Below are 13,091 nucleotides of genomic sequence, written 5' to 3'. Positions count from 1 at the left end.
GGCATTCGCGTTCGGCCCGAGCTGGCCCGATCAGGTCCGCAATGGGACAACGCCACCATGGAGAGCTTCTTTTCACTCCTGAAAACGGAGCGGATCAGAAGCAAGCTCTACCGGACCCGGGACGCCGCCGAGGCGGATGCGTTCGACTTTATCGAGAGGTCCTGCAACACAATCGGCCAATGCCGGCCCTCATCATGTGGATTGGACCGCAGCCATGAAGCGGGCTCCATTGGATGCAAATTCGGAAATGAGGCGTGGCCCTGTTTTGCGGCTTCGGATTGTTCGCGGTTGGCAAAATCCATTGCCGGAGCGTTCTCGAACTCCTCCCTGGTAGCTTCAAGACACCTCGGACCTGTCGACGGCGATGCAACAGACGCCGTCGCCCCGCAAGCGCATGACCCCCACGCTGGACGCCCCCGATCACCGTGAGCGCGGGTCGAGCAGGTCGCGCAGGCCATCGCCGATGAAACTGAAGGCGAGCGAGAGTGAGAGGATCGCAAGGCCCGGCCCTGCGGCGATCCACCAGTTGTAGAAGTTCGTGGCGCCCTCGGCGATCATCTGGCCCCATTCCGGGGTCGGCGGGCGGGCGCCGAGGCCGATGAAGCTCAGGCCCGCGACGAGCAGTATGACCTGGCTGATATCGACCGTGGCGTTGACCAGGATCGGCGTCCAGCACAGCGGCAGCACGTGCCGGATGAGGATGCGCGGGGATGAGGCGCCCATCGCCACGGCCGCGTCGACATGCTCGAGCGAGCGGACCGAGAGCACCTGCGCCCGCATCAGCCGGGCATAGATCGGCCACCAGACAATGACCATCGCCAGGCCGGCATTGAACAGTCCAGGCCCGAGCGAGGCGGCGATCGCCATGGCCAGAAGCATGGGCGGGAAGGACAGCGTCACATCGGCAAGCCGCATCAGCGCGCCGTCCAGGACGCCGCCGAAATAGCCCGCAAGAGCGCCCAGAAAGCATCCGATCGCGACCGCCGTGACCAGGACGCCAACCGCCACCGGCAAGGAGAAGCGCACGCCGTAGAGCGTGCGCACCAGCACGTCGCGTCCCAGCGCGTCGGTGCCGAGCCAGTGGCCGGCGCTCGGCGGCTGCAGGCGGCGGCCGGCCAGGGCGACCGGATCGTAAGGCGTCCACAGATCGATGGTCGCGCCGACGACGACCCATGCGAGGATCGTCACGAGCGCGATCAGGACCGGCCAGCGCGCGGGACCGGCGCGCGGATCGAGCAGCGCAGCGAGCCGGCGCAGGCGGCCTCGGCGCGCAACCGCCGCCGCTTCGGGAAGGGCTGCGCTCACCGGCGATCCCTCAGGCGCGGATCGACGAAGGCATAGGCGATGTCGGTCACCAGGTTGGTCAGCAGGAAGGCGGCGCCACCGATGATCGTGACGCCGATGATGGCGGGATAATCGAGCTGGCGCGCGGCCTCGACCGCGTAGGAGCCGATGCCGGGCCATGAGAAGATCGTCTCGGTCAGGACGGCCCCGGTGATCAGATAGGCGAAGGTGAAGCCCAGGATCGTCAAGGTCGGCATCAGCGCGTTGCGCAGTGCGTGCGTCAGCAGGACACGGCCCTCGCCCGCCCCCTTGGCGCGCGCGACCAGAATGTAATCCTGCGACAGCACCTCGATCATGCTCGCGCGCACTAGACGGGCGACGATGCCCACCACCGTCCAGCCCAGCATCAGGGCCGGCAGCACGAGATGGGCGAGCGCCTCGCGCAGCGTGCGCCCTTGCCCGGCGAGGCCTGCGTCGATCGTGAAGAAGCCGGTCACGAAGGGCGGCGGCAGGGAGCGCGTGTCGAGCCGGCCGGGCCCTGGCGACCAGCCCAGCGTGGCGAAGAAGATGAAGAGAGCGATCAGCCCGAGCCAGAACATCGGTACCGACGAGCCAACGAGTGCAAAAATGCGGATGGCCGTGTCGCCGGGCCCATCGCGGAATTTCGCCGCCAGGATGCCGAGGACGACGCCGACGCTGCCGCCGAGCAGCACCGCGGCGACGACGAGTTCCAGCGTCGCCGGCAGCCGCTGGGCCAGATCGCTTGCCACGGGCTGGCGCGTGCGGAACGAGGTGCCCATGTCGCCATGCAGCAGGTTGCGGACATAGACGACGTAGCGCTCGACTAGGGGCCGATCGAGGCCCCAGCGCTCCTTGGCGGCGGCGACGATGACGGGATTGTTCATCTGCCGTTCGCCGATCAGGGCGACCAGCGGGTCGCCCTTGGTGAACTGCGAGAGGAAAAAGGCGACTGTGACGATGCCGAGCAGGAGGAACGGCATCATCGCCAGTCGTTGCAGCGCAACTTTGAGCATCGGCTCTGCCGGCCAGGCGCGCTATTGCCGCCCGACCTGACTGAGCGCGAGATTGCAGCAGGCGCTGTAGCGCACACCGGTCACGCCCTTGCGCGAGGCCAGGATCAGATCCGGGCTGACGACGGGGATGATGACCTTGTCGCCGATCATCTCGAGCGCGATCTCGCGATAGATCCGCTCGGCCTCAGTCGGTGTGGCGGCCAGCGCCTGCTTGAGGAGTTCGCCTTCCTTCTCGTTGACCACGCCCTGCACCTTGTCGGCATGGGAGCGTTTGACCCAGGAGCTCGTGCTCATCATCGAAAAGAACTGGACATATTGCACCGTGCCGAAATAGTCGGGCGCATAATAGGACGCGGTGATCGGGATGCCGTCCTTGGCGATGCGCTCGCGCCAGACCGCGAAGGTTATCGGCTCAAGCTCGAGCTTGATGCCGACGCGGCCGAGATCCTGCTGCAGCTTCTGCATCATCAGCGAGAGATCGACGCCGTAGGAATTGACCGCCGGATAGGCCGATTTCATCGTGAAGCCGTTGGGCTGCCCGACCTCGGCCAGCTTGGCCTTGGCGAGTGCGAGATCCTGCTTGGGTATCGGCAGGTCGGTGGTGCCGGGGAAGCCGTTGGGGATCGCGACCGGCTGCGGCCGGCCCTTGCCACCGACGGTGAAGTCGATCAGCCCCTGATAGTCGATCGCCGCCGCGATCGCTTCGCGGACAGGCCTGGTCAGCGGAACCGTGTTGTCTTTGGCGCCGACGCCCAGCGCCAGGTAGATGAAGTTATAGCTCGGCACGGTATCGAGCACGAGGTTTGGATCCTTGACCGAGGCGGCCGTATCGGGATCGATCTGCATCGCCACATCGGCGCCGCCTGTCTGCAGCATCTGCAGTTGCGCCACCGCGTCGGGCACCTGCTTGATGATGACCTCGGCGACCTTCGGCGCCGCGCCCCAGAACTTGTCGTTCGAGACCAGGCGCAGCTGGTCGCCATTGCGATAGAGCGCGAGCTTGTAGGGGCCGCTGCCGGCCGAATTGGCGAAGAACCAGTTGTCGGCCTGGTCGACCGTGCTGGCATTCTCCCCGCCCACCGCGCCGTTGGCCTCCGCGACCTTACGGTTGATGATGCCGGCATAGGACGAAGCCAGCATGTTCAGGAACTCGGAATTGGGCTGCGCCGTGCGCAGCACGACAGTCTTGTCGTCAGGCGTCTCGACCGCAGTCAGGGCCTCCATCAGGAACGACGCATCCGACTTCATGTTCTTCAGCCGTGTCAGCGACCAGGCGACATCGGCCGAGGTGACCGGCGCGCCATCGGAGAAGACGGCGTTGGGCGCCAGCTTGAAAACGAAGCGCGTCTGGTCGGGGCTGACTTCCCAGGAGGTGGCAAGGTTGGGCGCAAGCGTCCTGTTGTCGGCGGCCAGCGTGACCAATGTCTGATAGACCGCCGACAGGTAGATTTGACAGGTGTCGCAGAATGATCGCGCCGGATCGAGCGAGGTGATGTCCATGTTCCTGGCCACGACGAGCGGGCGTGTATCGGCGGCCCGTATCGGCGACACCGGCCCCGCCAGCGATACGGCAATACCGAGCGCCAAGGCCGCCTTCATCTGTCCTGCCCGCATGATGTGATCCCCTCTCCTTGTTGATTCCTCAGGACTCCGGCGCTGCGCACAGGGCCCCGTCCTCGGCATGTCGTTTGCCACGCCGCTCCGGCGTGCCGCTGTCGAACTGGCCTCGGGAGCGTGGCCTTTTTCGCCATCATTGCGGAGACCGTCCCGCATACGCAAAACCCCTTGCCAAGCCAAGCGTACTATATGATATATCCGCATCGGAGGATAGCCATGTCCGAGATCAAGAATTCCGTCGATGCGGCGCTGCGGGATCGGGCGCTGCGTGTGGTTCCGGGCGGCATGTGGGGACATCTCCACGCCAACAGGCTGCCGGAAGGCTATCCCCAGTTCTTTGCACGCGCCGAGGGCTGCCGGCTCTGGGACGTGGACGGGCGCTCATATCTGGACTTCATGTGCAGCTGGGGCCCCAATCTTCTCGGCCACCATCATCCCGAGGTCGAGGCTGCGGCCGAGCGCCAGGCCCGCCTGGGCGACTGCATGAACGGCCCCGCCGAGGTAATGGTCGAGCTCGCCGAACTCCTTGTCGATACGGTCGCGCATGCCGACTGGACGCAGTTCCAGAAGAACGGCACCGACGCCACCACGAGCTGCGCGACCATCGCGCGCGCCGGCACCGGGCGGCGCAAGCTGCTGGCGGCACGCGGCGCCTATCACGGCGCCGTGCCGTGGTGCTCGCCCTCGGTCCTCGGCGTGACCTCGGAGGATCGCGCCCATATCCTCTACTACGATTTCAACGATGCCGAGAGCCTGCGCGCGGCCGCAACCGAGGCCGGCGACGACCTGGCCGGCGTCATCGTCTCGGCCTATCGCCATGACCTCGCGCGCGACCAGGAACTGCCGACACAGGGTTTCGCCACCGCCGCGCGCGCCGTCTGCGACGAGACGGGCGCCGCGCTCATCCTCGACGAGGTCCGGGCCGGCTTCCGGCTCGATCTCGCTGGCAGCTGGGAGCGCCTCAGTGTCAGGCCCGATCTCGCGGCCTGGAGCAAGTCCATCGCCAATGGCCACGCGCTTGCCGCCGTCACCGGCCGGGACTGGCTGCGCCAGGCGGCCTCGCAGGTCTTCGTGACAGGCTCGTTCTGGTGCGCCGCGGTGCCGATGGCAGCCGCCGTGGCGACGCTCACCGTGCTGCGCCGCGACAACATCGTCGCGCGGCTGGAGGCGATGGGGACGCGCCTGCGCGACGGGATCGACGCATCGGCCGCACGCCACGGAGTCGCCCTGCGCCAGAGCGGCCCGGTGCAGATGCCCTTGATCCTGTTCGAGGACGACGCCGATTTCGCCAAGGGCAATCTGTTCTGCCAGACGGCACTGGCGCGCGGGGTCTATTTCCACCCGCGCCATAACATGTTCCTGTCCGCCGCCCATGGCGAGGCGGAGATCGACGAGGCGCTGGCGGTAGCCGACACGGCCCTGGCGGCGGTCGCGGCGGGCAGCCGCGCCGCCGCCTGAGCCCGACCGCTTGCCCGAAAGACTCGCTTGCTTGAAAGCCGTCCTTGCCTGAAAGCCTTGCATGACCCGCATCTCCGGCAAGACGCGTATCCTGTTCATTCTGGGTGACCCGGTTGCCCATATCATCGGCTCGACACTGCTCAACGAGCATTTCGCCGGGCGCGGCATCGATGCGGCTGTCTCCCCTCTCCACGTCGCTCCGGCTGACCTGTCCAAGGTTCTCGCGACGCTACGAATCCTGCGCAACGTCGCCGGGTTCGGCGTCACGATCCCCCACAAGATCGCCGTCCTCGACCTCCTCGATTCCGTCGGCGAGCGTGGGCGGCTGGTGGGCGCGGTCAATTTCGTGCGTCGCAACCCTGACGGCAGCCTGCACGGTGACAATGTCGACGGTCTCGGCTTCGTCGGCGGGTTGATCGCGGCCGGCGTCGAGATCCGGGGAGCCCGGGTGCTGCAGGCGGGGGCCGGCGGCGCAGGCCGCGCGATCGCCTTTGCTATGGCCGAGGCGGGTGCCGGGGAATTGACCATTGTGAATCGGTCTGCGGACAAGGCGCGCGAACTCGCTGCCGCGGTCAATCGTGCCTATCCCGCCTGCCGCATCGCTGTCAGCGAGCCCGATGCCGCCGCCTGCGACATCGCGATCAACACCACCTCGCTCGGCATGAGAGATGGCGATGCGCTGCCGCTCGATGCCTCCCGCCTTCCTCCGGGCGCGATCGCGGCTGAAGTCGTCATGACACCGGAGGTCACGCCGTTTCTCGCGACCGCCGCCGCACGCGGCTGCAGAACGGTTCCCGGCAAGGCGATGCTCCTGGCCCAGTTGCGTGCGGCGTCCGATCTCGTCAGCCTGGCCTGAGCCATCGACCGCCCGCAGGAGCGAGTGGCCGGTTTCCCGGCCGCCCCGGTTCAGTCGTCGAAGCCCTCGAAAGGCGCCGGGTCCAGGAAACGACGCAGGACATTTCCCGTCACGCGGCTGACCGAGTTGTCATAGCCGTTGCAGGTCAGCGCGCAGCACCAGGCGATCGAGCCGGTCGCGAACACCGCGCCGCCGGCCGCGGTCGGGAAGAAGGCGATATCGGCGCGCACGAGCGCGTTCTGATCGCCCATCGTGCCGCGATGCAACGTCCGCAGCTCCTCCAGCGTCGGTACACCGCCATAGTCGAGCCGATCGGCCGTCGCCAGACGCAGGAGATGCGGCGGCGAGCCCAAAGTCGGCTCGACACGATCGACCTCGAGCCCGGCCGCCCCGCCGCCGCGTAGTCCGAAATCGCCGAGCGGCTTTGCCAGATCGACGCCTTCGACCAGCCAGGCCACGCGCGGGTCACGCGCATCCTCAAGCCATTCGTAGGGGTAGGAGCGTGTGAAGACCTGGGCGTCGAAGCCGACACCGACGAGGCGCTGCGGCGGCCGCCCATGAGTGCGCCAGAGGCCCGAGGGCTCGCCGGTGAAGGACAGGCCGTTCTCGCCAGGTTCGCCCTCCCAGGTGCGCAAGCCACTCATGCCGCGGCGGATCTCCATCTGGAAGGGCTCCGTCGGATGCCAGGCGATGCGCCAGTAGAAGCCGTTGCCGCCGAGATAGATGTGCCGGCCGCCGCCGCGCTGATAGGCGTCGAAGGCGTCGATCATGTTGCGGCTGTAGTATTCGGGATGCGACGGCGTGATCACGCAGTCATAGGCCTCCAGCAGCTGCGCGCCATGCCGGTCGATGTCGCAATCGGTGATCACGTCGTGGTCGAAGCCGAGCTCCTCCAGCCAGTCGATGATGTGCGTGTCGTTGACGTAGTTGAAGGTGTTGCCGAGCGGCCGCATGTTGAGGATCGGGCGCTTGGCGGTGGAGTAGCACCAGCCGCTGCCGTCGCTATGGGTGTCGTAGGTCGAGAGACCGAGTTCGCGGTGCTCCTGGATGTAGACGTCGTCGCGGGAGAGCGCGATGACGCCCTCCAGCATGGCCTCGGCATGGACCTGATCGAGCCGCAGCGCGCTGTTGGCATAGGCGAGGAAGGTCGCCGTCGTCGCCACCAGAGCGAGCTTGGCCTTCGCCTGGCCGAGGGGAGCCCGCACGAAGAAGGAGACATAGCTTTCGACGGGATCGTCGCTGTCTTCGCGGGCGGTCAGCTTCAGCGCGTAGAAACCGCTGCGCCAGTCTGAGGGAACGTCGAGCGTCAGATCGGGCTGCCAGCCGCAATCGGCCATGTCGTCGCTGTGGAAATGGATCGCGCCATAAAGCTCGGGCCGCTCCGTCCATTGCACCACCGAGCCGTCCCAGTTGGCGCCGGCGATGGCGCGCATGGGCATGTGCCGGAGTTGGCCGTCGAGCCGGTTGGTCGAAAGGTCGCGCACCCGGTCGCTGGCCATCTCCTGCGAAAAATCCCAGGCGCCGACCAGCGTGGGATCGGCAGGCGACGGCGCCAGCGTCTCGCAGGCCCGCCGCAAGGTCTCTTCGGACAAGGGCTCGCGAAACAGGCGCGGCCGATCGATCTTGCCGTCGAAATGGCCGCCCGTGAGCGGGTCCGCGCCACCCTCAAGAGCGTGCGCAGCGAAGACGAGCGCGGTCTCAGTGGGCCAGGCCAGGCCTACCGGAGCCTGGCCGGTCGTGACACTGCTGCTGTCGCGCCCGCCAGCTGAGTCCAGGCTGCGCTGGATCAGCGTGATCACGCCGCTGGCGGCGTCATAGCTCGCGCCGACGAAAACCCATTCGCGCTCGAGCACCGGCCTGGCGGAGGTGATGGTCGCAGTGCCGGCCGCGCTGGCGGCCTCGAAGACGAGATGCCCAGCCTGGTCGAGCCCCAGGCGCCAGCCCTGGCCGAGATCGGCGCGCCAGCGCGACATCACGGTCTGGGCACCGGCAAGCGGGGCCGTCGGGTAGATGAAGCAGCCGGCCGCCAGGCTTGCCGCGGTCAGCGCGGGCCTGTCGGCGATGATCGCGGCCGAGCCGGGATGGATCGGCTGGTCGCGCAGCGCGACCCGGCCGTCGATGGCGCTGCCGGGCTCACTCAGCTTCAGGCCCGGGCCGTCCGGGTCGGGATCGGCACAGCGCACCCGGACGATGCGGGCCTGGGCCGCATCGAGCGTCGGGCTGGACAGGTGAAAGGTCACGGTCTCGCCCGGCGAAACGACGAGCGGCCAGGCATAGCCAAGGACGGCGGTGGTATCTCTCATGATGCAGGCAGTCCTTCAGTCGAGCTTCTGTCCCGTCAGCGCTTCCCAGCGCATGGCGAAGACGGCCCATTCGGCCTCGATGAGGCTCGTGAACACGCGGTTGGGGAAGGTCTCGACCGGAGCGCCACGCTGCCCCGGCAGGCGGGCCAGCATCCAGCGCCGCCCGGGATCGAGCGTGATCAGGACGTGGCGCTTGCCGACGCCGGTCCAGCGCATGCGGTGCAGCAGCCGCTGCAGGTCATGGCTGTGGGGGCCGCGCGGGCGGGCGCGCATCTCGTCGACCAGATCCTGCCGGGACGGATCGACCTGCCAATGCGCGGCCTCGGGATAATTGACGAGCATGCGGGCTTCATTCCTGCCGAACGGGATAGCCGGCGCCGCTCGGGCGGCGCCGGCAGGATGGCGATCGGGCTTACTTCGTCAGCCAGGTGACCCAGCGCTCGCGCAGGGCGTTGCGGTTGGCGGCGATCCAGTCGTAATCGGCGATGACGAGTTTCGACCAGTTATCGGGCCATGACGGCCGGAACCGCCGTTCCTCCGGCGGCACGAGACCAGGCGCCTCGCGGTTGTTGGAATCGAACGAGACCTTCTCGCTGAAAGCAACATGCTCCTTGCCGTCCTGCACGAAGAAGTCGAGGAATTTTACGCCGTTCTGGACATTGGGGCTGCCCTTGAGCACGGCCCAGTTGCCGACGTCGCGGATGGCCTGGTTCCAGGTGAAGTCGAACTCGCCGCTCTTGGCGAGCGGGACCGAGCGGCTCGAATAGACCATCATCATCACGGCATCGCCGCCGCGCATGATCTGCATCGCGTTGTCGCCGCTCTTCCACCAGGCCGCGATATGGGGCTTGAGCGCGTCGAGCTTCCTGTAGGCGCGGTCGACATCCATGGGGAACGCCTTGTCGGGCGCAACTTCGTCGGCCAGCAATGCTGCCAGCGGCACCCACCATTCGCGGTCGCCCGTATCGGGCAGCGAGCGCGGCCCGGGGAACTTCGCGACGTCGAAGAAATCGGTCCAGGATTGCGGCCCGCCATTGGGGAACGCCTTCTTGCTCCAGGTCAGCGCCATGCCGCCGGCCGTCCGGATGATGCCGCGCGGAAAACAGCCATTGGGCAGCGCATGGGCCACGATGCCCGGCAGGCCGGCGCAGTCGATCGGCTCGATCAGATCGGCATGCTGGATCAGGTCCGGCGGCGTCGCCGTGACGACGTCGAAGGGAATGTTGCCGCTGCGCTGCCCGGCGCGGGCCCGGGCCCACTGGTCGGGGAGTTCGATCGGCACCGAGCGCACTTTGATGCCGGTCTCGGCCTCGAAGCGCTTGTAGAAATGCTCCTGCAGGCTGCGCTCCATCAGGCCGCCGGTCGTGGCGATGATGACCTCCTTCGACTGGGCCAGGGCGCGGCCGCCAATCGCGAAGCTCGTCGCCGCCAGGGCTCCCGCGAGCACGTCGCGCCGAGTTGCTTGGCGTCTGGTCGCTTGGCGTCGTGTCGTCGTCGAAGTCTTGCTGTCGATGCTCATAGCGCGATGCTCCCCTTCTGTTGTGTTTGGACCAATGAGACGGCTGTCATGGCTCGGCCGATCGCGTGCGCCGGTCGAGGCGGCTTTTGACGAAGTGGCTGCCAACCAGCGCGGCGACGGTCAGGAGCGTCAGCATGGTCGCGACCGCCGCCAGCGTCGGCGAGATGTTGTAGTCGATGTCCTCGAACATCTTGCGCGGCAGCGTCTTGCGGTCGAGGTTCGAAATGAAGAACGACACCACCGCCTCGTCGAAGGAGATGATGAAGGCAAACAGTGCCGCCGACACGACGCCCGGCGCGATCAACGGCAGCGTGACATGGCGGAAGGTGCGCAGCGGACTTGCTCCGCACGACACAGCAGCGCGCTCCAGATCGGCGTCGAATCGGTAAAGCGCCGCCAGCACGGTGAAGACGACGAAGGGCAGCGCCAGGATGGTGTGCGCCATGGCGAAACCGAGCAGCGTGCCGGTCAGGCGCAGCTGCTCGAAGACGAGGAACATCGCCACGGCCAGAGCGATATGCGGCACGATGACGGGCCCGATCACCAGCAGTTCGATCAGCCCCTTGCCGGGCAGGCGGCCGCGGACGAGCGCCAGCGCCAGCATCGTGCCGATCACGGTCGCTGCCAGCGTCGCGATGACGCCGGCTTCCAGGCTGAACAGCGTCGCGTTCACCCAGTCGGGATCGGCGAAATACTCGGCATACCAGCGCAGCGAAAAACCGTTCGGCGGAAAGCGCAGATAGCGCTCGGGGCCCACCGACATCGGTGCGATCACGAGCGTCGGCAGCAGCAGGAAGATCGTGACGGCATAGGCCGCCGCACCGAGCATGGCGCGGCCTGCATGGCGCGGAGAGCCGGTCCGTCGGGGCGCGCTCATGCCGACCCCACGAAACGGTCGAGCCGCACGGCGCGCTTGAAGATCAACGCGAGCAGCAGCACGAAGGCGAGCATCACGCCGACCAGCGCGCCGGCGAAGGACCAGTCGAGCATCTCGCGGACCTGCTGGGAGACCAGCGTCGCGATCATCATCTGCTGCGGCCCGCCGATCAGCGCAGGGGTGACGAAGAAGCCAAGCGCCAGCAGGAAAACCATCAGGCAGCCCGAGGTCACCCCCGGCAGGGAGAGCGGGAAGATCACCTCCCTGAACGTCGCCCATTCCGAGGCGCCGAGCATCTGCGCCGCCCGGCTGTAATCGTCGGGGATGCCGCGCAGCGCGGAATAGATCGGCAGCACCATGAAGGGCAGCAGGACATGGCTCATCGCGATCACCACCGCCGTCTCGGTGTAGAGCAGCTTGAGCGGCTCATCGACCAGGCCCGAAGCCATCAGCATCTGGTTGATGACGCCGTTCTTCTGCAGCAGCACCATCCAGGCATAGGTGCGCACCAGCACCGAGGTCCAGAGCGGCAGCAGAACCGAAGCGACGAGGATCGCGAGCTTGAGCCCGGTGCTGCGCGCCATCACCACGGCCAGCGGCCAGGCCAGCAGCAACGCCAGCACGGTCACGATCGCCGCGATGCGCAGGGTGCGCAGCATGACGCGCAGATAGACCGGCGCCGTGAGCGCGCGCTCGTAATGCGCCAGCGTCGGCGTCGGCAGGAACAGGCTCTCATGCAGCAGCGAGCCTAGCGGCAGCAGGAAGGTCACGAAGGCGAGAACGAGGAACGGTGCCGCCAGCGCGAGGCTGGCGACACGGCTGTAATGGCGCCCGCCGAGAAGCCAGCGATGCGGCCGCGCGCTCATGCGGCGGCCCCAAAAGCGCGCGCGTCCTGCGGCGCCCAGCGCAGGCCGACGAGGTCGCCGATCGCCGGGCTCGGCATTGCGCTGCCGGCCGGCAGGCGTAGCTTCAGGCTCTGCCCGTTCGGCGTGCTCAGGAGCAGCGTCGTCGCGTTGCCGGCGTAGATTTCCTGCTGCACGCGCGCCGTGAGCAGCCCCTGCTCGGGTGCCGTCAGGCTCAGGCGTTCCGGCCGGATCGCAACGCGGAGTTTTGCCCGCTCAGTTACGGCATCGACGGCTGTCGCCTCGACCACGGCGCCCTCGGTCAGTTCGACCGACACGGAGCCGCCCGCCGCTGCCGCACCACGCGCCACGCCCTGCCAGAAATTGGTCTCGCCGATGAAGCCGGCGACGAAGGCGCTCTTTGGCGCCTCATAGAGATTGTGGGGCGTGCCGATCTGCTGCAATCGGCCATGATCGAGCACCGCGACGCGATCGGCCATGGTCAGGGCCTCGGTCTGGTCATGCGTCACGAAGACGACGGTGACGCCGATCTCGCGCTGCAATTGCTTGGTCTCGATCTGCATCTCCTCGCGGAGGTTCTTGTCGAGCGCCGAGAGCGGCTCGTCCATCAGCAGCACGCGCGGCTTGTAGACGATAGCGCGGGCGATCGCGACGCGCTGCTGCTGGCCGCCCGAAAGCTGGGACGGCTTGCGCTCGCCGAAGCCGTCAAGCCGGACGGTGGCGAGCGCGGTCCGCGCCCGCTCCTCGCGCTCGGCCCGGCCGACGCCGCGCATCTTGAGCGGGAAGGCGATGTTCTCCAGCACGCTCATATGCGGAAACAGGGTGTATTTCTGGAAGACCATGCCGAGATTGCGCTGATAGGGCGGCGTCCAGGTCACGTCCTCGCCACCGACCAGGATCTGGCCCTCGTCAGGATATTCGAAGCCGGCGATCGCCATCAGGATGGTTGTCTTGCCGGAGCCGGACGGGCCCAGCAGCGCCAGGAATTCGCCCGGCTCGACCGCAAGCGAGACCCCATCGACAGCCGTCACCGCTCCGAATCGCTTGACGATTCCGCGGATCCCGATCCCCACGGATCGGCTGGATAGCTCGACCGGCTGCACCATGCGTTCCCCTTATCGCCACACAGAATATTTGATATATCCATCTTGGCAAGCAGGTTTCAGACCACAAGGGCGGGGTCGGCGATGAAGCCCTTCTCTGCCTCGTTTTGCGCATTTCGAACCGCGCCGATTTGCTCTAAGGCTGCAAGGATCGGCGAAAGCGACGGGAGACGGGAC

11 protein-coding genes and 1 pseudogene are annotated in these 13,091 nt (G+C 67.2%); 3 read left to right on the top strand and 9 right to left on the bottom strand.

What is annotated here, in order from left to right:
- Positions 1-21: 21 nt before the first annotated feature.
- A pseudogene (locus tag RMR04_RS04700) lies at positions 22-168 on the top strand (IS3 family transposase); the annotation flags it as partial.
- Between the two features lie 252 nt (positions 169-420).
- On the opposite strand, the gene RMR04_RS04695 reads toward RMR04_RS04700, so the two are convergent.
- The 3 genes from RMR04_RS04695 to RMR04_RS04685 form a co-directional block, all read right to left on the bottom strand.
- Positions 421-1,200, bottom strand: a complete 780-nt coding sequence (locus RMR04_RS04695; protein WP_311916053.1) for an ABC transporter permease — start codon at positions 1,198-1,200, stop codon at positions 421-423.
- A 101-nt stretch (positions 1,201-1,301) separates the two neighbouring features.
- Positions 1,302-2,318: an ABC transporter permease gene (locus RMR04_RS04690; protein ID WP_311913245.1), complete on the bottom strand. Its 1,017-nt coding sequence runs from the start codon at positions 2,316-2,318 to the stop codon at positions 1,302-1,304.
- 21 nt (positions 2,319-2,339) lie between these two features.
- Positions 2,340-3,932 (bottom strand): ABC transporter substrate-binding protein, encoded by a 1,593-nt coding sequence (locus tag RMR04_RS04685; RefSeq protein WP_311913244.1) that lies wholly within the window; start codon positions 3,930-3,932, stop codon positions 2,340-2,342.
- A gap of 219 nt (positions 3,933-4,151) precedes the next feature.
- Here RMR04_RS04685 and RMR04_RS04680 point away from each other — a divergent pair, with 219 nt between their 5' ends.
- Both RMR04_RS04680 and RMR04_RS04675 read left to right on the top strand, forming a co-directional pair.
- Positions 4,152-5,393, top strand: a complete 1,242-nt coding sequence (locus RMR04_RS04680; RefSeq protein WP_311913242.1) for an aminotransferase class III-fold pyridoxal phosphate-dependent enzyme — start codon at positions 4,152-4,154, stop codon at positions 5,391-5,393.
- A gap of 61 nt (positions 5,394-5,454) precedes the next feature.
- Entirely contained in the window at positions 5,455-6,249 is a 795-nt protein-coding gene (locus RMR04_RS04675; protein ID WP_311913241.1) for a shikimate dehydrogenase family protein, read from the top strand.
- 50 nt (positions 6,250-6,299) lie between these two features.
- Here RMR04_RS04675 and RMR04_RS04670 read toward each other — a convergent pair whose 3' ends face one another.
- The 6 genes from RMR04_RS04670 to RMR04_RS04645 all read right to left on the bottom strand — a co-directional run bounded on the left by RMR04_RS04670 (position 6,300) and on the right by RMR04_RS04645 (position 12,917).
- Positions 6,300-8,552, bottom strand: coding sequence for a N,N-dimethylformamidase beta subunit family domain-containing protein (locus RMR04_RS04670; protein ID WP_311913240.1), 2,253 nt, complete (start codon positions 8,550-8,552; stop codon positions 6,300-6,302).
- Between the two features lie 15 nt (positions 8,553-8,567).
- On the bottom strand, positions 8,568-8,894 hold the full coding sequence (locus tag RMR04_RS04665; protein ID WP_311913239.1) for a N,N-dimethylformamidase alpha subunit family protein: 327 nt from the start codon (positions 8,892-8,894) through the stop codon (positions 8,568-8,570).
- A 70-nt stretch (positions 8,895-8,964) separates the two neighbouring features.
- The gene (locus tag RMR04_RS04660) at positions 8,965-10,071 is read right to left on the bottom strand and encodes an extracellular solute-binding protein (protein ID WP_311913238.1); all 1,107 of its coding nucleotides are present in this window, start codon (positions 10,069-10,071) and stop codon (positions 8,965-8,967) included.
- 46 nt (positions 10,072-10,117) lie between these two features.
- Positions 10,118-10,948: an ABC transporter permease gene (locus tag RMR04_RS04655; RefSeq protein WP_311913237.1), complete on the bottom strand. Its 831-nt coding sequence runs from the start codon at positions 10,946-10,948 to the stop codon at positions 10,118-10,120.
- Positions 10,945-11,814 carry an ABC transporter permease gene (locus tag RMR04_RS04650; RefSeq protein ID WP_311913236.1) on the bottom strand — a complete coding sequence of 290 codons (870 nt, stop codon included), beginning with the start codon at positions 11,812-11,814 and terminating at the stop codon, positions 10,945-10,947. Before RMR04_RS04650 ends, RMR04_RS04655 begins: the two co-directional genes overlap by 4 nt.
- Positions 11,811-12,917 carry an ABC transporter ATP-binding protein gene (locus tag RMR04_RS04645; RefSeq protein WP_410492198.1) on the bottom strand — a complete coding sequence of 369 codons (1,107 nt, stop codon included), beginning with the start codon at positions 12,915-12,917 and terminating at the stop codon, positions 11,811-11,813. The genes RMR04_RS04650 and RMR04_RS04645 overlap by 4 nt, the downstream gene beginning before the upstream one ends.
- Positions 12,918-13,091: the final 174 nt, after the last annotated feature.

The sequence above is a fragment of the Bosea sp. 685 genome, assembly GCF_031884435.1.
Classification (GTDB): Bacteria; Pseudomonadota; Alphaproteobacteria; order Rhizobiales; family Beijerinckiaceae; genus Allobosea.
This window is presented reverse-complemented; position numbering and strand designations above follow the sequence as displayed.